This window comes from Novosphingobium sp. P6W, from assembly GCF_000876675.2.
Taxonomy (GTDB): domain Bacteria; phylum Pseudomonadota; class Alphaproteobacteria; order Sphingomonadales; family Sphingomonadaceae; genus Novosphingobium.
On record NZ_CP030352.1, the window covers coordinates 3,361,345 to 3,379,244 of the forward strand.

General features: G+C 65.3%; 19 protein-coding genes. 14 read left to right on the forward strand and 5 right to left on the reverse strand.

Features of this window, described 5'->3' with window-relative positions; genetic code table 11:
* Positions 1-50: 50 nt before the first annotated feature.
* Positions 51-986: a ribose-phosphate pyrophosphokinase gene (locus TQ38_RS16170; RefSeq protein ID WP_043977216.1), complete on the forward strand. Its 936-nt coding sequence runs from the start codon at positions 51-53 to the stop codon at positions 984-986.
* Positions 987-1,086: 100 nt separating this feature from the next.
* On the opposite strand, the gene TQ38_RS16175 is transcribed toward TQ38_RS16170, so the two are convergent.
* The gene (locus TQ38_RS16175; protein ID WP_043977217.1) at positions 1,087-2,031 is read right to left on the reverse strand and encodes a helix-turn-helix domain-containing protein; all 945 of its coding nucleotides are present in this window, start codon (positions 2,029-2,031) and stop codon (positions 1,087-1,089) included.
* 168 nt (positions 2,032-2,199) lie between these two features.
* Here TQ38_RS16175 and TQ38_RS16180 point away from each other — a divergent pair, with 168 nt between their 5' ends.
* The 9 genes from TQ38_RS16180 to TQ38_RS16220 all read left to right on the forward strand — a co-directional run bounded on the left by TQ38_RS16180 (position 2,200) and on the right by TQ38_RS16220 (position 9,963).
* Positions 2,200-2,985 carry an inositol monophosphatase family protein gene (locus TQ38_RS16180; protein WP_043977218.1) on the forward strand — a complete coding sequence of 262 codons (786 nt, stop codon included), beginning with the start codon at positions 2,200-2,202 and terminating at the stop codon, positions 2,983-2,985.
* A gap of 4 nt (positions 2,986-2,989) precedes the next feature.
* On the forward strand, positions 2,990-3,415 hold the full coding sequence (locus TQ38_RS16185; protein ID WP_043977219.1) for a gamma-glutamylcyclotransferase: 426 nt from the start codon (positions 2,990-2,992) through the stop codon (positions 3,413-3,415).
* 159 nt (positions 3,416-3,574) lie between these two features.
* On the forward strand, positions 3,575-3,778 hold the full coding sequence (rpmI, locus tag TQ38_RS16190) for a 50S ribosomal protein L35 (protein WP_043977221.1): 204 nt from the start codon (positions 3,575-3,577) through the stop codon (positions 3,776-3,778).
* Between the two features lie 13 nt (positions 3,779-3,791).
* Complete coding sequence (gene rplT / locus TQ38_RS16195; RefSeq protein WP_007687519.1) at positions 3,792-4,157, forward strand: 50S ribosomal protein L20; 366 nt, start codon at positions 3,792-3,794, stop codon at positions 4,155-4,157.
* 210 nt (positions 4,158-4,367) lie between these two features.
* The gene (locus TQ38_RS16200) at positions 4,368-4,733 is read left to right on the forward strand and encodes a GIY-YIG nuclease family protein (protein ID WP_043977278.1); all 366 of its coding nucleotides are present in this window, start codon (positions 4,368-4,370) and stop codon (positions 4,731-4,733) included.
* Positions 4,734-4,754: 21 nt separating this feature from the next.
* Positions 4,755-5,861: a phenylalanine--tRNA ligase subunit alpha gene (gene pheS, locus TQ38_RS16205; RefSeq protein WP_043977223.1), complete on the forward strand. Its 1,107-nt coding sequence runs from the start codon at positions 4,755-4,757 to the stop codon at positions 5,859-5,861.
* 17 nt (positions 5,862-5,878) lie between these two features.
* Positions 5,879-8,293 (forward strand): phenylalanine--tRNA ligase subunit beta, encoded by a 2,415-nt coding sequence (gene pheT / locus TQ38_RS16210; RefSeq protein ID WP_043977224.1) that lies wholly within the window; start codon positions 5,879-5,881, stop codon positions 8,291-8,293.
* A gap of 27 nt (positions 8,294-8,320) precedes the next feature.
* Positions 8,321-9,202, forward strand: coding sequence for an aldose 1-epimerase family protein (locus TQ38_RS16215; RefSeq protein ID WP_370059806.1), 882 nt, complete (start codon positions 8,321-8,323; stop codon positions 9,200-9,202).
* An 11-nt stretch (positions 9,203-9,213) separates the two neighbouring features.
* Positions 9,214-9,963 (forward strand): SDR family NAD(P)-dependent oxidoreductase, encoded by a 750-nt coding sequence (locus TQ38_RS16220; protein ID WP_043977227.1) that lies wholly within the window; start codon positions 9,214-9,216, stop codon positions 9,961-9,963.
* 182 nt (positions 9,964-10,145) lie between these two features.
* Here TQ38_RS16220 and pgmG read toward each other — a convergent pair whose 3' ends face one another.
* Genes pgmG through TQ38_RS16235 form a run of 3 tightly spaced genes read right to left on the reverse strand, consistent with a single transcriptional unit; the run spans position 10,146 to position 12,659 of the window.
* Complete coding sequence (gene pgmG, locus TQ38_RS16225) at positions 10,146-11,555, reverse strand: phosphoglucomutase/phosphomannomutase PgmG (protein WP_043977228.1); 1,410 nt, start codon at positions 11,553-11,555, stop codon at positions 10,146-10,148.
* 1 nt (position 11,556) lies between these two features.
* Positions 11,557-11,847, reverse strand: a complete 291-nt coding sequence (locus TQ38_RS16230; RefSeq protein ID WP_043977230.1) for a J domain-containing protein — start codon at positions 11,845-11,847, stop codon at positions 11,557-11,559.
* Complete coding sequence (locus TQ38_RS16235; protein WP_043977232.1) at positions 11,844-12,659, reverse strand: division plane positioning ATPase MipZ; 816 nt, start codon at positions 12,657-12,659, stop codon at positions 11,844-11,846. The genes TQ38_RS16230 and TQ38_RS16235 overlap by 4 nt, the downstream gene beginning before the upstream one ends.
* A gap of 170 nt (positions 12,660-12,829) precedes the next feature.
* On the opposite strand from TQ38_RS16235, the gene panC reads away from it, so the two are divergent.
* Both panC and TQ38_RS16245 read left to right on the forward strand, forming a co-directional pair.
* On the forward strand, positions 12,830-13,693 hold the full coding sequence (gene panC / locus TQ38_RS16240; RefSeq protein ID WP_043977234.1) for a pantoate--beta-alanine ligase: 864 nt from the start codon (positions 12,830-12,832) through the stop codon (positions 13,691-13,693).
* Positions 13,694-13,823: 130 nt separating this feature from the next.
* Positions 13,824-14,594: a CsgG/HfaB family protein gene (locus TQ38_RS16245; RefSeq protein WP_043977236.1), complete on the forward strand. Its 771-nt coding sequence runs from the start codon at positions 13,824-13,826 to the stop codon at positions 14,592-14,594.
* 95 nt (positions 14,595-14,689) lie between these two features.
* Here the strand turns inward: TQ38_RS16245 and TQ38_RS16250 are convergent, their stop codons facing one another.
* The gene (locus TQ38_RS16250; RefSeq protein ID WP_043977238.1) at positions 14,690-15,574 is read right to left on the reverse strand and encodes a LysR family transcriptional regulator; all 885 of its coding nucleotides are present in this window, start codon (positions 15,572-15,574) and stop codon (positions 14,690-14,692) included.
* Positions 15,575-15,674: 100 nt separating this feature from the next.
* Between TQ38_RS16250 and TQ38_RS16255 the strand changes: the two genes are divergently transcribed.
* Complete coding sequence (locus TQ38_RS16255) at positions 15,675-16,802, forward strand: alkene reductase (RefSeq protein WP_043977240.1); 1,128 nt, start codon at positions 15,675-15,677, stop codon at positions 16,800-16,802.
* Positions 16,803-16,866: 64 nt separating this feature from the next.
* The gene (locus TQ38_RS16260) at positions 16,867-17,337 is read left to right on the forward strand and encodes a nuclear transport factor 2 family protein (protein WP_043977281.1); all 471 of its coding nucleotides are present in this window, start codon (positions 16,867-16,869) and stop codon (positions 17,335-17,337) included.
* The last annotated feature ends 563 nt before the right edge of the window (positions 17,338-17,900 follow it).

Sequence of the window (17,900 nt, forward strand, 5' to 3'; positions counted from 1 at the left end):
AGGGCGGGCGCCATCGACCGTCCGTCCAGGAACCGTCACGGGGATTCGCCATGAAGATCATGTCCGGCAACAGCAACCTGCCGCTCGCCCGCGCCATCGCGGCCTATCTCGAGCTGCCGCTCACCGATGCCAGCGTGCGCCGCTTCGCCGACGAGGAAATCTTCGTCGAAATCCACGAGAACGTGCGCGGCGAGGACGTCTTCGTGGTCCAGCCCACCAGCTACCCCGTCAACGATAACCTGATGGAACTGCTGATCGGGATCGACGCGCTGCGCCGCGCCTCGGCCCGCCGCATCACTGCCGTGGTCCCCTACTTCGGCTACGCCCGCCAGGACCGCAAGCCCGGCCCCCGCACGCCGATCTCGGCCAAGCTGGTCGCCAACCTGATGACCGAAGCCGGCGCCGACCGCGTGCTCTCGGTCGACCTGCACGCAGGCCAGATCCAGGGCTTCTTCGACATTCCGACCGACAACCTGTTCGCAGCCCCCGTCATGGCGGCCGACATCCAGGCCCGTTACGGCGACCAGTCGCTGATGGTGGTTTCGCCTGACGTCGGCGGCGTGGTCCGCGCCCGCGCGCTGGCCAAGCGCCTTGACAACGCGCCGCTGTCGATCGTCGACAAGCGCCGCGACCGTCCCGGCCAGTCGGAAGTCATGAACATCATCGGCGACGTCAAGGGCCGCGCCTGCATTCTGATCGATGACATCATCGATTCGGGCGGCACCCTGTGCAACGCCGCGCAGGCCCTGATGAACGAGGGCGCCGCCAGCGTCACCGCCTACATTACTCACGGCGTCCTGTCGGGCGCAGCGGTATCGCGGGTGACCAATTCGGCGCTCAAGGAACTGGTCATCACCGATTCGATCCAGGCAACCGATGCCGCCAAGGATTCGGATAAGGTCCGCATCCTGACCATCGCGCCGCTGATCGGCGAAGCCATCCGCCGCATCGCCGATGAAAGCTCGGTTTCCAGCCTTTTCGACTGAGGCAGGACGGGAAGACTTTCTTCCCGCAAAAAACCACCTTCAGAGCCCAGGGCAGTTCACGCTGCTCTGGGTTTCTTCGTTTGCAGGACCAAGGCCGCCCTCATTCCCAAGGCCGGCTCTGGCCCGGTTCTATCCTGCGCAGCGCCTCCAGCCGGCGGGCCTGGCGCGATTCCAGCGCCAGTGTCAGAATCGGCTGCGGCGTCTTGACGAACTGCCGCGGCGACATGCCGAACAGCTCCGTGAATTCATGGATCAGGTGGCTTTCGTCGTAGTAACGCAGGGCGATCTCTTCCCCCTCACGCGCATCCGCGACGCCGCGCAGGTGGCTTGCCATGTCGAGCGCACGGGCGCGGCGTAGCACCTGCTTGGGCGCCATGCCGAAATCGCGGCTGACCACACGCTCCAGCTTGCGCCGCTCCACCCCGCATTCGGCCGCCGCATCGCTTACCGACATGCCTGGATCGCGGAAACTGATCTCCTCGAATCGCGACGAGATGAGGTCCGGCAGGCTGCCACCCAGATGCTCCACCCGCTTGCGCAGCAGGCCCTCGAGCGATTCCAGCCATTCCTCGGGAGAAGCGTCCGGCGCGAATAGGTCCAGCATCCGGTCCGAAGGCGTACCCACGACACCCGAGGGCACCAGCCGGTCGATGAAATCCCCCACGCGGGGCCCCTGGAGTGCAGTGCAGGTTCCGGGGCGGATCGCCATGCCGATGCTGATGAAGCTGCCGGTGACGGAAACCGGCATCCGGCGCGACTGCGGGCCGAAGAAGATCGCCGCCCGCCCATATTGCTCGGTCCCGGTCGCGGTTTCGGCGGTCCATTCACCGGCCAGTTGGACACGGACGCAGGCAGTGTCATTAAACAACCCGCACGACAGCGTGTAGTCGACCGGCGCCTGGACTATCGTGACATACAAACGCGCGATCCATGGTGCCAGGTCCGGCGCCGGTGCCCGGTTATACGACAGGGGTTGCCCGTCCCTTGTGATGCCCTGTTGCGGCGCGATCGTAAAATCCACCGCAGGGCTGTTCTTGCGCTGCATGCCCACTCTTGCTGCGAATGCCCAGTCACAGCGATACTTGCGCCGAAAGGGCGCGGCAATGCAGGAAAAACCGCAAGTCCCCTTAGATTCCTGTTATTATTTTACAGGTTCGCCGGTTTCAAACCTGTAACCTTGACCGCACGGGCGCCGGGAAGGCACAGCAGCGCCATGAAGATCGAACAGGACATCGCCCTTGCCCTCCGCCTTGCCGACGCAGCGGGAGAGGCGATTCGCCCCCACTTCCGCAGCGGCCTCGATGCCGAGCGCAAACCGGACGCCTCGCCGGTGACGGTCGCCGACCGCGCCGCCGAGGAAGCCATGCGGCGCATCCTCAAGGCAGAAGTCCCGCGCGACACTATCATCGGCGAGGAATTCGGCACCGAGGAAGGCGCATCGAACCGGACCTGGGTGCTCGATCCGATCGACGGCACAGTCTCGTTCATCGGCGGACGCCCGATCTTCGGCACCCTGATCGCGCTGCTGGTCGATGGCTGGCCGGTGCTGGGCATTATCGACCAGCCGATCCTAGGGGAACGCTGGGTCGGCGCCAGCGGCTACGCCACCACTTTCAACGGCGCCGAAGTCCGCACCCGCCCCTGCCGCGAGCTTTCCGAGATGATGCTGGCCACCACTGGCCCGCAATACTTCGACGAGCATGAGGGCCAGCACTTCATGACGCTGGCGGCCAAGACCGATCACAAGCGCATGATGATGGGCGGCGACTGTTACAACTATGGCCTCCTCGCCAGCGGCCACATCGACCTCATCTGCGAGGCGGGCCTCAAGCTGCACGACTGGGCGGCGCTGGTGCCGATCGTCGAAGGCGCCGGCGGGACCATGTGCGACTGGAACGGCGAACCGCTCAACATCGAATCGGACGGTCATGTCCTCGCCATCGGCGATCCAGCACGGCTGGAGGACGTGGTCGAGGCGATGGCCTGCCATCACCACTGAGAACATGACGCGCGCCCTGCCGCTGTTCGTCTACGGCACCCTGCACCCCCGCGCCGGGACGCAGATGGGCGACTGGCTGGCAGCGCGTCTGGTCCGCAGCGAGCAAGCGACGATACCCGGACGCCTCTACGGTATTGACGGCGGCAGCGGCTGGTTTCCGGCACTGCTCCCTGCGTCCGGAGATGAGATTGTACGCGGCACCTCATGCACGCTGCGGCTTGAGGCTGGCGATCTGGCGCTGCTGGACCGCTATGAAGGCGCTGAATACCGCCGCGAGGCCGCTGCCGTTCAAATAGCATCCAGGGGCGAGGTCTGTGCGCAGGTCTATCTCTGGCGCGCCCCCTTGCCGCCCGGCGCCCCGCTGATCCCCGGCGGCGACTTCCTCGACTGGCTGCGCACGGGTCGCCGCAAGGCTTTCTCCGCCTTGTAAGGCGCCCGGTGAGTACGGCGCTTGCCTTTCGCCTTCGTCCCCACTAAGGGCCGGCGCTTCAATCGACACGGATGAGTCTTTTCAAAGAGATTCGCGGGTCGGCCTGGCGAAAAGGGCTGCCATGGCCGACGGGACGTGTCCCTGACAAAGGAGACGCAAATGCCCAAACTGAAGACCAAGAGCGGCGTGAAGAAGCGCTTTCGCCTCACCGCGACCGGCAAGATCAAGCACGGCGTGGCCGGCAAGCGTCACCGCTTGATGAACCACAACGGTAAGTACATCCGCCAGAATCGCCGCACCGACGTCATTTCTGACGCCGACGCGAAGACGATCAAGAAGTGGGCGCCCTACGGGCTCAACTGAGGAGTACTAACCAATGAGCCGTATCAAAAGGGGTGTAACCACCCGCGCCAAGCACAAGCGTATTCTCGAGCAGGCCAAGGGCTACCGCGGCCGCCGCAAGAATACGATCCGCGTCGCTCGCCAGGCTGTCGAAAAGGCCGGCCAGTACGCGTATCGCGACCGCAAGATCAAGAAGCGCACCTTCCGCGCTCTCTGGATCCAGCGCATCAACGCGGCTGTCCGCGCTGAAGGCCTGACCTACTCGCAGTTCATCCACGGCACCAAGCTGGCCGGGATCGAACTGGACCGCAAGACCATGGCCGACCTTGCCATGAACGAAGGCGGCGTGTTCAGCACCGTCATCGCTCAGGCGAAGGCAGCCCTGCCCGCAGCAGCGTAACAACGCCGCTCGCGCTTGCAGCGTGATGAAAAGGGCGCGGATGGCATATGCCGTCCGCGCCCTTTTCGCGTTTGTGGTCGGGACATCAGCTGGGTTCCCGCCTTCGCGGGAATGACGAAAGGATGTTAACTGAGAGGCGCTGGACGTTCAGTGCACTTCATCATCTTTGTCATTCCCGCGAAGGCGGGAACCCCGCTGATGGACTATCAAATGCGCGATACTTTCGATCCATGCGCCTACCTCCTCGCCTCCCATCGCAACGGCACGCTCTATGCCGGCGTCACCTCGAATCTCATCCAGCGCCTTTACCAGCACCGAGAGGGGTTGATCGCAGGCTTCACTAGCGACTACGGCATCCACCGTCTGGTCTGGTTCGAGCAGCATACGGCGATGGCCCATGCCATCACGCGCGAGAAGCGGATCAAGAAGTGGAACAGGGCGTGGAAGATTGCCCTGATCGAACGGGCCAATCCCGATTGGCGCGACCTGGCGGTGGATTTCGGCTTCGAGCCGCTTCTGGCGCCACGGATCGTCAAGGGACAGGCATCAGATGGTTTCCCGCCTTCGCGGGAATGACGAGTTTTTGGGGTAAGTATCGTGCTTGATATCGACCAGGTGATCGCAGAGATCGACGGAGCCGGAACGCTGGAGGCGCTCGAAGCCCTGCGTATCCAGTATCTGGGCAAGCAAGGCTCAATTTCGGGCCTGCTCAAGACGCTCGGCGGCATGTCCCCCGAACAGCGCCAGATCGAAGGCCCGAAAATCCAGACCCTCCGCGAAGGCGCGACCACGGCCCTCGCCGCCCGCAAGGACGCGCTGGAAACCGCCGCGCTCGATGCACGCCTCGCTGCCGAGACGATCGACCTCTCGCTCCCTGCTCCGGCCAGCCCGCGCGGCTCCGTCCACCCGATCTCTCAGGTGATGGACGAACTGGCGGAAGTCTTCGCCGACCTCGGCTTCGCCGTCGCCACCGGGCCTGAGATCGAGGACGACTGGCACAACTTCACCGCGCTCAACATGCCGGAAAGCCACCCGGCCCGCGCGATGCATGACACCTTCTACTTCCCGGACAGGAATGACGCCGGCCGCGAGATGCTGCTGCGCACGCATACCTCGCCGGTGCAGATCCGCTCGATGATCGAGACGGCGAAGGCCAATCCGGGCGGCGCCCCGCTGCGCATCGTCGCGCCGGGCCGTGTCTACCGTTCGGACAGCGACGCCACTCACACCCCGATGTTCCATCAGATCGAGGGCCTGGTCATCGACAAGGGCATCCACCTCGGCCATCTCAAGTGGACGCTGGAAGCCTTCCTTAAGGCCTTCTTCGAGCGCGACGATATCGTCCTGCGCCTGCGCCCCAGCTACTTCCCCTTCACCGAGCCTTCGATCGAGGTCGATGTCGGCTATTCCAGCACCGGAGGACGCCGCGTAGTCGGCGGTTCGGGCGATGCGCCGGGCCATGCCTGGATGGAAGTGCTGGGCAGCGGGATGGTCAACCGCCACGTCGTTACGGCCGGAGGCTTCGATCCCGACGAATGGCAGGGCTTTGCCTTTGGCATCGGCGTCGACCGGCTTGCCATGCTGAAGTACGGCATGGACGATCTGCGCGCCTTCTTCGACGGCGATGTGCGCTGGCTCTCCCACTACGGATTCTCCGCCCTCGACGTGCCGACCCTTTCGGGCGGCGTTGGCACGCCGGTCTGAGCGGAAAGGATATTTAGATGAAGTTCTCGCTCTCCTGGCTCAAGCAGTACCTGGAAACCGATGCGACGATCGAGCAGATCGCCGCCACTCTCAACGCTATCGGCCTCGAAGTCGAAGGCATCGAGGACCCGGCCGAGAAGCTGGAAGGCTTCCGCGTCGCCAAGGTGCTGACGGCTGCGCGTCACCCCGATGCAGACAAGCTGCAGGTCCTCTCCGTCGACACGGGTGACGGCTCGCCGCTGCAGGTCGTGTGCGGCGCCCCCAATGCCCGCGCCGGCATGATCGGCGTGCTGGGCCTGCCCGGCGCGACTGTCCCCGCCAACGGCATGGTGCTCAAGAAGTCGGCGATTCGCGGTGTCGAATCGAACGGTATGATGTGCTCCACCCGCGAGTTGGAACTGGGCGAGGACCACGACGGCATCATCGAACTGCCCGAGGACGCCCCCATCGGCACGCCCTTCGCGCAGTATCACGGCGCCGATCCGGTCATCGACGTGGCGATCACCCCCAACCGGCCGGACTGCATGGGCCTTTACGGCATCGCCCGCGATCTTGCGGCGGCCGGTATCGGCACGCTTAACCCCCTCCCGGTCGAAGACCTTCCCGGCACCTTCCCCTGCCCGGTCGCCGTCCGCACCGAGGATGCCGAGGGTTGCCCGGCATTCTACGGCCGCGTCATTAAGGGCGTGAAGAACGGCCCCTCGCCGCAGTGGCTGCAGGATGCGCTGAAGTCCGCCGGTCAACGCCCGATTTCGGCGCTGGTCGATGCGACCAACTTCGTCATGCTCGCCTTCGGGCGTCCGGCCCACGCCTATGACCTTGCGAAGCTGAGCGGCGCCGTCGTCGCGCGGCGCGCGAGCGAGGGCGAGACGGTCGTCGCGCTGAACGAGAAGACCTACACCCTCGACGCCGAGATGACGGTGATCGCCGACGATGCGGGCGCCCACGATATCGCGGGCATCATGGGCGGCCAGCATTCCGGCTGCGGCGATGACACCACCGACATCCTGCTGGAAATCGCCTACTTCGATCCGACCCGTATCGCGAAGACGGGCCGCAAGCTCAACCTCACCTCCGACGCGCGCGGCCGATTCGAGCGCGGGATCGACCCGCAGTTCCTCGACACCGGGATGGCGCTGCTGACCGGGCTGATCGTGAAGCTGTGCGGCGGCGAAGTGTCCGAAGTCGTGCGCGCGGGCGCTGCGCCGGGCACGCCCAAGATCGTCCACTTCGAACCCTCGCTGGTCGAGAAGCTGGGCGGCGTCACCGTCAATCCCGGCGAGCAGAAGCGCATCCTCGAAAGCCTCGGCTTCTCGGTGGTCGAGGCTGACGGCTGGGCTGTCACCGTCCCCGGCTGGCGCCCCGACGTCGACGGCGCGCCCGACATCGTCGAGGAAGTCGTGCGTATCCACGGCCTCGACAAGGTCGAAAGCGTGCCCCTGCCGCGCGCGGAAGGTGTAGCCCTGCCCACGGCCACGCCTGCGCAGACCCTTGAGCGCCGCGTGCGCCGCGCCGCTGCCGCGCGCGGGCTGCAGGAAGCCGTCACCTGGTCGTTCCTGCCCGAAGCTCCCGCGCAGGCCTTCCTTGGACAGGCTCAGGATGAGCGGGACGGTGAGCTATGGGTTCTTGCCAACCCGATCAGCGAGGACATGAAGGCCATGCGCCCTTCGCTGCTGCCCGGCCTGCTGATGGCGGCCCGGCGCAACCTGGATCGCGGTGCTTCTGCGCTGCGCCTGTTCGAGATCGGCCGCCGCTATCTGCGCGGCCCCGGCGGCGCGAGCGACGAACGCCTCGCTCTCGGCCTCGTGCTGGCGGGTGAAAAGACTCCGCGCGGCTGGGCCACCGGCAAGGCCGCTGCTTTTGACGCCTATGACGCCAAGGCCGAAGTCGTCGCCCTGCTCGCCGAAGCCGGCGCGCCGGTCGAAAAGCTTCAGGTCATGGGAGAGGCCGGGCCGCAGTTCCACCCCGGCCAGTCCGCCACCCTGCGCCTCGGCCCCAAGAACGTGCTGGCACGCTTCGGCATGTTGCACCCCAGGATAGCCAAGCAGTTCGACATCGACGGCCCCGTGGCCCTGGCCGAGATCTATCTCGACGCCATTCCGGGCCGAAAGGGCGCGGCGGCTTTCGCCCGCACCTCCTATGCGCCCCCGGCTCTTCAGGCGGTGACGCGCGATTACGCTTTCCTGGTCCCCGCCGGCCTGCCCGCCGCAGACCTCGTGCGCACGGTGCAGGGCGCGGACAAGGTGAACATCGTCGCGGCCCGCCTGTTCGACGACTTCCGCGGACAAGGTGTTCCTGAAGGCCAAAAGTCGCTCGCCCTCGAAGTCACGCTCCAGCCGCTCGAAAAGAGCTACAAGGACGAAGACCTCAAGGCGATCAGCGACAAGGTGACCGCCGCCGCCGCCAAGCTGGGCGCGGTGCTGCGAGGCTGAACGGACAGGAGATCGCCGGTGGCTGACATGGAATTCGTGACCATCTCTTCCGGCGATCTCACCGCCCGGATCAATCCGCTCGGGGCCGAACTGTGGTCGCTCACCGACCGTCACGGCCGCGAGCACATGACCGATGCCGATCCGGCATTCTGGACCGGCCACGCGCCGCTGCTGTTCCCGATCGTCGGCGCCCTGAACGGCGACCGCTATCGTATCGACGGGCAGGAATACGAATTGCCCAAACACGGCTTCGCCCGCCGTTCGATGTTCGAGATCATCGAAGCCGGCGCGGCCCACGTGCATTTTCGCCTTACTGACAGCGAGGCGACGCACCGCGTCTATCCCTTCGCCTTCGTGCTCGACATGACCTTCCGCCTTGGCGGCAATGCTCTGCACATGCAGGCCACCGTCACCAATCCCGGCGAGGAGGCGCTGCCCTTCAGCTTCGGCTTCCACCCCGCCTTCGCCTGGCCCCTGCCCGGCGGCGCGGCCAAGGCCGATCACATGATCGCCTTCGAACAGGACGAGCCCCAGCCCATCCGCCGCATCGAGGCGGAAACCGGCCTCGTCCTGCCTGAGCCTGTCGCGACCCCTGTCGAAGGCCGCCTCCTGCATCCCGAAGCCCCGCAGTTCGAGGCGGATGCCCTGATCTGGGACCATCTCGCCAGCCGCTCGCTGACCTTCGGTGCGGCCGGCGCGGCGCAACTCGCCGTCGCCTTTCCCGACACACCGATGCTGGGCATCTGGCAGAAACCCGGCGCGGCTTACTTGTGCATCGAGCCATGGCACGGCATCGCCGACCCGCTCGGCTTCGCCGGCGACTTCCGCGAAAAACCGGGCGTGATCTCACTGCGAGCGGGCGAGGCACGCAGCTTTCGCATGGACGTGGCCGTTCTCTCGGCCGATTGAAGGAGCATTCCATGAAGACCGCATTCATCACCGGCGCCACCTCCGGGATCGGCGAAGCCTGCACCCGCGCTTTCATCGGCGCCGGCTGGCGCGTGGTCGGCACCGGACGCCGCGCGGCGCGTCTTCAGGCACTGACCGATGAATTCGGCGCGGAACGCTTCCACGCCTGCGCATACGACGTGCGCGACGAAGCCGCCCGCGATGCCGCGCTCGGCGTCCTGCCCGAAGCCTTCGCCGCGATCGATTGCCTGGTGAACAACGCCGGCCTCGCACTGGGCGGGACCAAGGCGCAGGAATCGGACGTCGCCAACTGGAAGATCATGATCGACACCAACGTGGTCGCGCTTGCCTCGCTCACGCACAAGCTGCTGCCGGGCCTGATCGAACGCAAGGGTGCGATCGTGATGCTCTCCTCCGTTGCGGCCACCTACCCCTACACCGGCGGCAACGTCTACGGCGGCACCAAGGCCTTCGTGCGCCAGTTTGCGCTGGGCCTGCGCTCGGACCTGTCGGGAACGGGCGTGCGCGTCACCTCGATCGAGCCGGGCATGGTCGAGACCGAATTCACCGTCGTGCGCAACGGCGGCGATCAGCAGGCTTCGGACACACTGTATTCGGGCGTCAACCCGCTGACCGGCGGTGACATTGCCGAAACCGTGCTGTGGGTCGCCACGCTGCCGGCGCACGTCAATATCAACACGCTTGAAGTGATGCCGGTGAACCAGTCGTTTGCAGGGTTTCAGGTGGCTAGGGAAGGCTAAGAGGAAGACCTGGGGCCATTGCCCCAGACCCCGTTCTGTCGGCGCGGCGCGTGCAGCGGCCTAGCGCCCACTTCGCTGCCGCAGGCCATCATGTCTCCCGGCTCACCTTGGGCGCAATACCAAGCTGCGCGCGTGACCTCGAGGATAAAGGGGTCTGGGGCAATGGCCCCAGGTCTTCCCCTTCAGACGTCTGCCCGCGACACCCCGGATAGCGCCAGCTGCCGGTCGATCTCGGCCACCAGCCGCGCCAGTCCCTGCGCCGTGCCGCTTTCCGCGCGGGCAGTCAGCGCGGCCTGGGTGTTGGAGGCCCGCAGCAGCCACCAGCCATCCGATAAGGTCACCCTTACCCCGTCGAGGACGTTGACCTCGGCACCGGCTTCGATGAGCCGGGAGTTTACCTCCTCGATCACCGCGAACTTGCGTGCTTCCGGGACGGCGAAGCGTATCTCGGGGGTGTTGCACATCGCCGGCATCGCATCGCGCAGCCGGGTCAGCGGCGCGCCGAGTCTCGCGCTGGCGGCGATCAGGCGCACGGCGGCATAGAGGCCATCGTCGAAACCATGGTAATCGTCGCCAAGGAAGAAATGACCGCTCGTCTCGCCGCCGAGCAGAGCACCCGTTTCCTTCATTCTGGACTTTATATGGGAATGCCCTGAAGGCGCCATTTCGGCGATCCCGCCCAGTGCGCGCACGGTGTCGTAAACGGCGCCCGATGCCTTCACATCCGCGATCACCGTGGCTCCGGGATGGCGGGCCAGCACATCGCGGGCGTAGATCATGAGGAGTTGGTCGGCGTCGATCACGCGGCCCTTTGCATCGATGACCCCGATGCGATCGGCGTCGCCATCGAAAGCCACTCCGAAATCGAGGTTCTTCGCCGCGACGAGCGCGCGCAGGTCTGCGAGGTTCGCTTCGATTGTGGGATCGGGGTGGTGATTGGGAAACCGCCCATCCACTTCGGAGAAAAGCAGATGGTGTTCGCCCGGCAGCCGCGAAGTCAGCAGTTCCAGCGCGGGTCCGGCAGCACCGTTGCCGGCGTCCCAGCCGATGCGCAGGGCGGCGAGGTAATCTGCATCCAGACCGGAAAGCCCCTTGATCAGCCGGTCGACGTAGAGTGGGAGGAATTCCTGCAGTTCGCTGCGCCCGGCGTGTTCGTCCTGCCCCGCACCGGTCCAGTCTCCCGCCGCCGCCATGACGCCAAGACGCTGGATGTCCGCACCGAAGAACGGCCGGCCTCCAAGTACCATCTTGAAGCCGTTGTGATCGGCGGGATTGTGGCTGCCAGTTACCTGAATGCCGCCCTGCACATCTTCGGCTGACACTTCGGCAAAGTACAGCATCGGCGTGGCGGCAAGGCCGATGCGCACCGTATCCACGCCGCCTGCCATCAGCCCCTCGACCAGTGCTTGCTCCAGCATGGGAGAACTAAGCCGGCCGTCTCGGCCCACTACCAGCCGGTGCCCGCCGGATCGGCGCAGCACGGTGGCGAAACTGCGGCCGATGGCATAGGCGTCCGCCGCCCCCAGCGTCTGCCCGACGACGCCGCGAATGTCGTATTCGCGCAGCACCGACGGATCGAAGCGGTGGCTCACTTCACCCGTCGATCGGCAACTGGGCAAGCAGGACATCACGCGCGGCGTTGGCCTCGTGGACCTGTTCGTTGCTCCCTCCGCGGTCGGGGTGGACGGCGGTGATGCGGCGGCGGTGTGCCTCCACGATCTCGCGGCGGTCGGCATTGGTATCGACGCCCAGAAGCGCGCGCGCCTGTGCGGCCTCGAACGAAGGCGCCGCCTTGCCGGCGATCTTGCCCTGCCAGGGCCAGCGGCCTTTCATCATGCGCCAGACGATACAGCCCAGCGCGATGAGCCAGATCAGCTTTATCATCGGGCAGCAGCAGTGAGCGCGGGTTCATCCTCGGCGCGAACCAGCTTGGGCAGGTTAAGCCCGGCAACAAGTCCGCGTACCTCCTGCCGGGCGACGAGGTGGCTGGTGCCCAGATCCCCCAGATAGCCCTTGTCGAGCAGGGTCAGCCCCGAGGGGAACAGTTCGCGGAAAATCACGCGCTCGGACAGGCCGCCGGCGATGCGGAAGCCCGCGCGCTTCGACAGTTCCTGAAGTGCGCCGTCGATGCGGCGCATGTTGCGTGCCTCGACGTGCTGGACGCGGTTGCGCACCACCACCCAGTCAAGCTCGCGCCGCCCTTCGGCGATGGTCTTGAGGCCGCGCTTCTTGCGCGCTTCCCACATGACCTCGGCGTAGAACGAGAGGCGCTTGACCTTGAAGGTCTCGCTCTCGACCTGACCGAGAAGGTCGAAGTCGACGAAGCTGTCGTTCAGCGGGGTCACCAGCGTGTCGGCCGTGGTGGCAACATGGCGGGCGAAAACGTCATCGCGGCCGGGCGTGTCGAAAACGAGGAAATCGTAGCCTTCGGCGATCTGCTCGGCGAGATCGTCGAGTTCGCCCAGATCGTCGCCGTCGTAGACCGCGAAGCGGGCGCCGGGCAGCGATATTTCGCGGCGACGCTCTGTCTCCACGCGGTTTTCGAGGTAGCGGTACAAGGTCCGCTGCCGGTGGTCGAGGTCGATCGCCGCGACCTTGGCTCCTTGATAGGCGAGCGCAATGGCGACATGAACGGCAGTCGTGGACTTGCCGGTGCCGCCCTTCTCATTGGCGAAGACGATACGATGCGCTGTCACGAGACCGTTACGCTTTCTTCTTGCGGCCCCGGCGGGGCCGACCGTTTCAATTCACCCGGGACCAGCTACGCCGGTCCGTCAGCTCAATTCAATTGCCCCCAGAAGCGCGCAGCGGCTAAGGCCAGCGCGCCAGCCGGTCGAAGCCCACCATACTGGAGCAGTGAACCTCAATGCAAATCATCCACACCCTTGATCCACTGCGCCGTGCAATCGAGCAACTGCGCACAGCCGGTCCGGTAGCCTTGGTGCCCACGATGGGCGCGCTCCATGAAGGGCATCTGACACTCGTGCGAGAGGCGCGCAAACATGCGCAAAGCGTGGTCGTCTCGATCTTCGTGAACCCCTTGCAGTTCGGCGCGGGCGAAGACCTCGACGCCTATCCGCGCCAGCTTGAGCGCGATGCCGGCCTGCTCAGGGCAGAGGGCGTGGACGTGCTGTGGGCGCCCACGGTTGAGGCGATGTACCCGGCCGGATTTGCCTCCAACGTTTCTGTCGCCGGGGTGAGCGAGGGGCTGTGCGGCGCGGCGCGGCCCGGCCACTTCGACGGCGTCGCCACGGTCGTGGGGAAACTGTTCAACCAAGTCCTGCCCGATATCGCGCTGTTCGGCCAGAAGGACTGGCAGCAGTTGGCTGTGATCCGCCGCATGGCGCGCGACCTCGACCTTACACGCCCGGCGGCGGACAGCATCCTGGGCGTCGAGACGGTGCGTGAAGCAGACGGCCTCGCGCTGTCATCGCGCAATGCCTACCTCTCGCCGCAGCAGCGCTCCGCCGCGGTCGCCCTTCCCGCCGCCATGCGCGCCGCCATCGCCGGGATCGAAGCCGGGGCTAAGGTGCCGGCCACGCTGGCAAAACTGGAGGCCGATATCCTTGCCGGCGGCTTCCACACGGTCGATTACGCCGAGCTTCGCGAGGCGGGCGACCTGGCACTGCTGGATGCACGCGCCGACACGCCGATGCGCCTGCTGGTCGCGGCGCGGATCGGCACGACCCGCCTTATAGACAATATGGCCGTCGCTCCCGCCAACAATTGAACAATGATGAAAATTTGTCACAGACATCGTCATTTGTTCATGCCACAGTCTCGGCTTATCTGACGTGTCGCCCAGGGGATCGGGCGTACCGCGCCACTAATGCGCGGCTAAAATGGGAGCAACGATCGACATGAAGACCTCTGTCTGCGCGCTTGCCGCGCTCGCCATTTCTCTGACCGCAACGCCTGGCCTCGCTGCCGACAGGTCTTCTGCCCGCAAGCAGCAGGAAACCCGCACCCAGAGCATTCCGATGTGCACCAAGAAGCTGGGCAGCGTCGCCATCGTCGAGCCCGACAACCAGTGGTGGCGCGAACTGAGCCTGGGCAGTCCTGAGGCAATCCTGCGCGTCTTCGTCCAGAAGTCCGGCTGCTTCACCTTGGTCAATCGCGGCCGCAGCCTTGAAAACAGCGCAATGGAACGCGCCTTGGCAGCGCAGGGCGAACTGCAGAAGGGCTCGAACATCGGAAAGGGCCAGATCAAGGCGGCGGACTACTTCCTGCAGCCCGACATAGTCTCGACCAACAACAATTCCGGCGGCGGCGGCCTTGGCGGCGTGCTGGGCGGCGTGGGTGGCATGTTCGGACGCGGCATCGGCGCCATCGCCGGCGGCCTCAACGTCAAGAAGGGCGAGGCCAACGTCACCCTCTCGATCGTCAATTCGCGCACCACGGTCGAAGAAGCCCTGACCGAGGGCTACGCGCGCAAGTCCGACGTCAGCTTCGGCGGCGGCGGTGCGGGCTTCTTCGGCGGTACTTTCGGCGGCGTCGGTGGCGGTGGCTACCAGAATACCCAGATCGGCCAGATCATCGTGCTCGCCTATCTGGATGCCTATACAAAGCTGGTCACCGATCTCGGCGGCCTGCCGGTAGACGCCTCCGCAGCCGCGCCCCGGGCCAACTGAGGCGCAGCGGCGCAAGGGGCCCGTCACCGGCGGGCCCCGCGCTCATGAGCGTAACATGACAGTCATTGTCAGCGGCTAACCGCAAATGCGCCCGCTCACATGTCGATGTGCCTGGCGATGCAATCCACGAAAGCTCGGACCTTCGGCACGCGGAAGCGACTGGCGGGCCACAGGATCGTCATAACCCCTTCCATGCTCTGCTGCCCTTCGAGGATGGGAACAAGCGTGCCGGCGTGCAGCGCGTCGCGCACGAGAAATTCGGGAAACGACGCAATTCCCGCCCCCGCAAGGGTCAGGTCGAGCAGCGGATCGATCAGACTGCTCACCAGTCCGACCGGCACGTCCACCCCGGGCGCGGATGGCAGCGGCCACGCCACCAGGCGACCGGACGAGAACCTTTGTCGCAGGCAGGTATGGCTCGACAAATCTTCGGCTGCCGTCGGATGGCCATGCTTTTCGAGATAGGCCGGAGCGGCGACAAGTTTCCAGCCGAACCGGCACAGCGTCTTGTGCAGGAGCCGGGAATCACCCGTGTCGCCGGTGCGGATCGCAACGTCGAAGCCTTCCTCGACGATGTCGACGAGGCGGTCGCTATAGTCGAGGTCGAGATCGACCAGGGGATTGTCCGCGACGAAGGCCGCGAGCCCTTTGGTCAACAGATTTCCGGCCAGGGGCAAAGCCACGCGTAGCCGGCCGCGAGGGCTGCCAGCCACCTCGGCGAGTTCTATCTCCCCCTCGCGAAGTTCGTCCAGCATCCGCCGTGCACGCACGAGGAAGAGGCCGCCGGGCTCGGTCAACGAAATGGTGCGCGTCGTGCGATGAAACAGCGTGACGGACAATTGCGCCTCCAGCCGGGCAATCGCCTTGCCAATCGCCGAGGACGAAACGCCGAGCATCTGGCCCGCGATCTTGAAGCTGCGCATGTCTGCGGCGGCAACGAAAGCGCGTAGCGCGGCAAGGCTGTCGAGGGGGTCCGGCATTAGAGCGCTATGCGCCGCAATGATCGGAATTGCAGCCTCTGAATTATCTCACGCCGACCCCTTACATGGCGAGTCGAACACGCTGCACAGGATATGCACCTTGACCGACCTCTTCACCTCCTTCGACTTGTCCGGCTTGCCGCTCGCCAACCGGGTCGTCATGGCCCCCATGACCCGCTCGCGCGCGCCCGACGACGTCGCCACCGAGACGATCGCGCTCTATTACGCGCAGCGCGCGACGGCCGGGCTGATCGTCAGCGAAGGCACGCCGATCTCGCGGGAGGGACAAGGCTATCTGTTCAACCCCGGCATCTTCACGCCCGAGCAGATTGCCGGCTGGCGCCTGACGACCCAGTCGGTTCACGCGGTCGGTGGGCGCATCTTCGCGCAGATCTGGCATGTCGGGCGCGTTTCGCATCCATCGATCCAGGCCAATGGCGAGGCGCCTGTCAGCGGCAGCTCGAAAACGGCGCAGGGCGCCACCGCGTTCGGCTATGACGAGGACGGCAAGCCCGGCTTCGTCGCGGCATCCGCCCCGCGCCAGCTAACCACCGAAGAGGTATCGCGCGTAGCCGAGGATTTTGCGCAAGCGGCCGCCAATGCGGTCGACGCGGGCTTTGACGGCGTCGAGATCCACGGCGCCAATGGCTATCTCCTCGAGCAGTTCCTCAACCCCGCCGTCAACGATCGCAGCGACCACTACGCCTCCGATACGATGGAAAACCGGCTGCGCTTCGCGCTCGAGGTCGTGGATGCAACGATCGCGCGGGTCGGCCGGGAGCGTGTTGCGATCCGGCTGTCACCCTTCGGGCAGCTGTTCGACATGGCGCACTATGACGAGATCGAGGAGACCTACACCGCGCTGGTCGCCGCGCTTGGTGAGCGCCGCATCGCTTATGTTCACGTGATGGATCAGTCCGGCTTCGGCATGGGCGATGCCAAGGGCGAGTCCGTTTCGGCGAAGATCCAACGGCTGCTCCGCGTCTTCCGTGGGAGCTTGCCTGCCACCGCGATCATCCTCGCCGGCGGCATGACGCGGGAACGCGCGGACACCCTGATCGCGGACGGGACGATTGATCTCGCCGGCTTCGGTCAGCCGTTCATCTCCAACCCCGATCTGGTCGCCCGCCTGCGTGACGAGTTGCCGCTGACGGCGCCCGACAAGAACACTTATTACGGCGGCGGCGCGCAAGGGTTCATCGACTATCCGCCATACGCCTCCGCGTGAAGCAGCGGACGGGCCGGAATTTGTCCGGCCCGTCAGACCGTACCCTTTGCCCATGGACATCCCTATGACCGACCCGCTTCAGGCGCTCCTCGACAAGGAAGCGATCCGCGACCTGCGGACGCTGTATTCGCACTATCTCGACGGTAACGATGTCGACGCCCTCGACCAGGTCTTCACGCCCGACGCAGTCGTGGAAGTGACCGTTGGTGTCATGCACGGGATCGAGGAGATCCAAGCGGGCTTAAAAGCTGCGTTCGCGCTGTATGATCGAGATGGCAAAGGGCGCTACCCGTTCCTCCACGCAGTCGCCAATCACTGGATTCGAGCCACCGGGCCGGATACCGCAGAAGGACGTTGTTATCTCCTCGACTTCGAAACCGCGTCAAAGCCCGATCCCAACCCTCTATTGCTGCTTGGCCTCTATGCAGACGAGTACAAACGCATCGGCGGCGAATGGCGTATCAGCCATTCCCGATTGGAGGTTGTCTGGCCCGAGCAGGACGCTGGCGAGCGCATGGGCACACCTGACCGCTGAGCCCCGGGGTGCCGGGTGCCGGGTGCCGGGAAGCGTGTTCAATCGGCGCCGATGTGAGCGACAGGCGCTGGTCGGCATGAGCCTCGCAGCATTTTCGCTGCTTTACGTCGGCAAACGTTCTCCAGATGGCCATTCTGGTCGTCGGAGAACGATCATGGAAAATGCCCGCAACCGCTTCCATTGCCGCCAAGCATGGTCTTCAGCCCCGGCTCGCGCTTGATCTCGGTCATTGGATGTTCCATTTTTCAGGGAGTGCGGCAAGCCCATCGTCTGCGCAAAAATCGTACAGTTGCCGGCGCTAATATGGGCTGAGACGTTCAGTGGCTTGGCCTCGCAATGCAGGTTGATATCTCGCATGATGTTGCAAGGCTGAGTGCAAGCACTTGGATCTCATTCTGATCGAAGATCTGCGGTGGTAGCACCGGGCTTCACACGACTGCGGCCGAGACCTCACTAAGATCGACAGGGACGCGCACCTGAAACTGGTAGATCGAGCTGGGCCGGGACAATCCACGAATCGACCGTTTGTGCCCCACTTCTGTGACCCAGACGCTAGAATCATA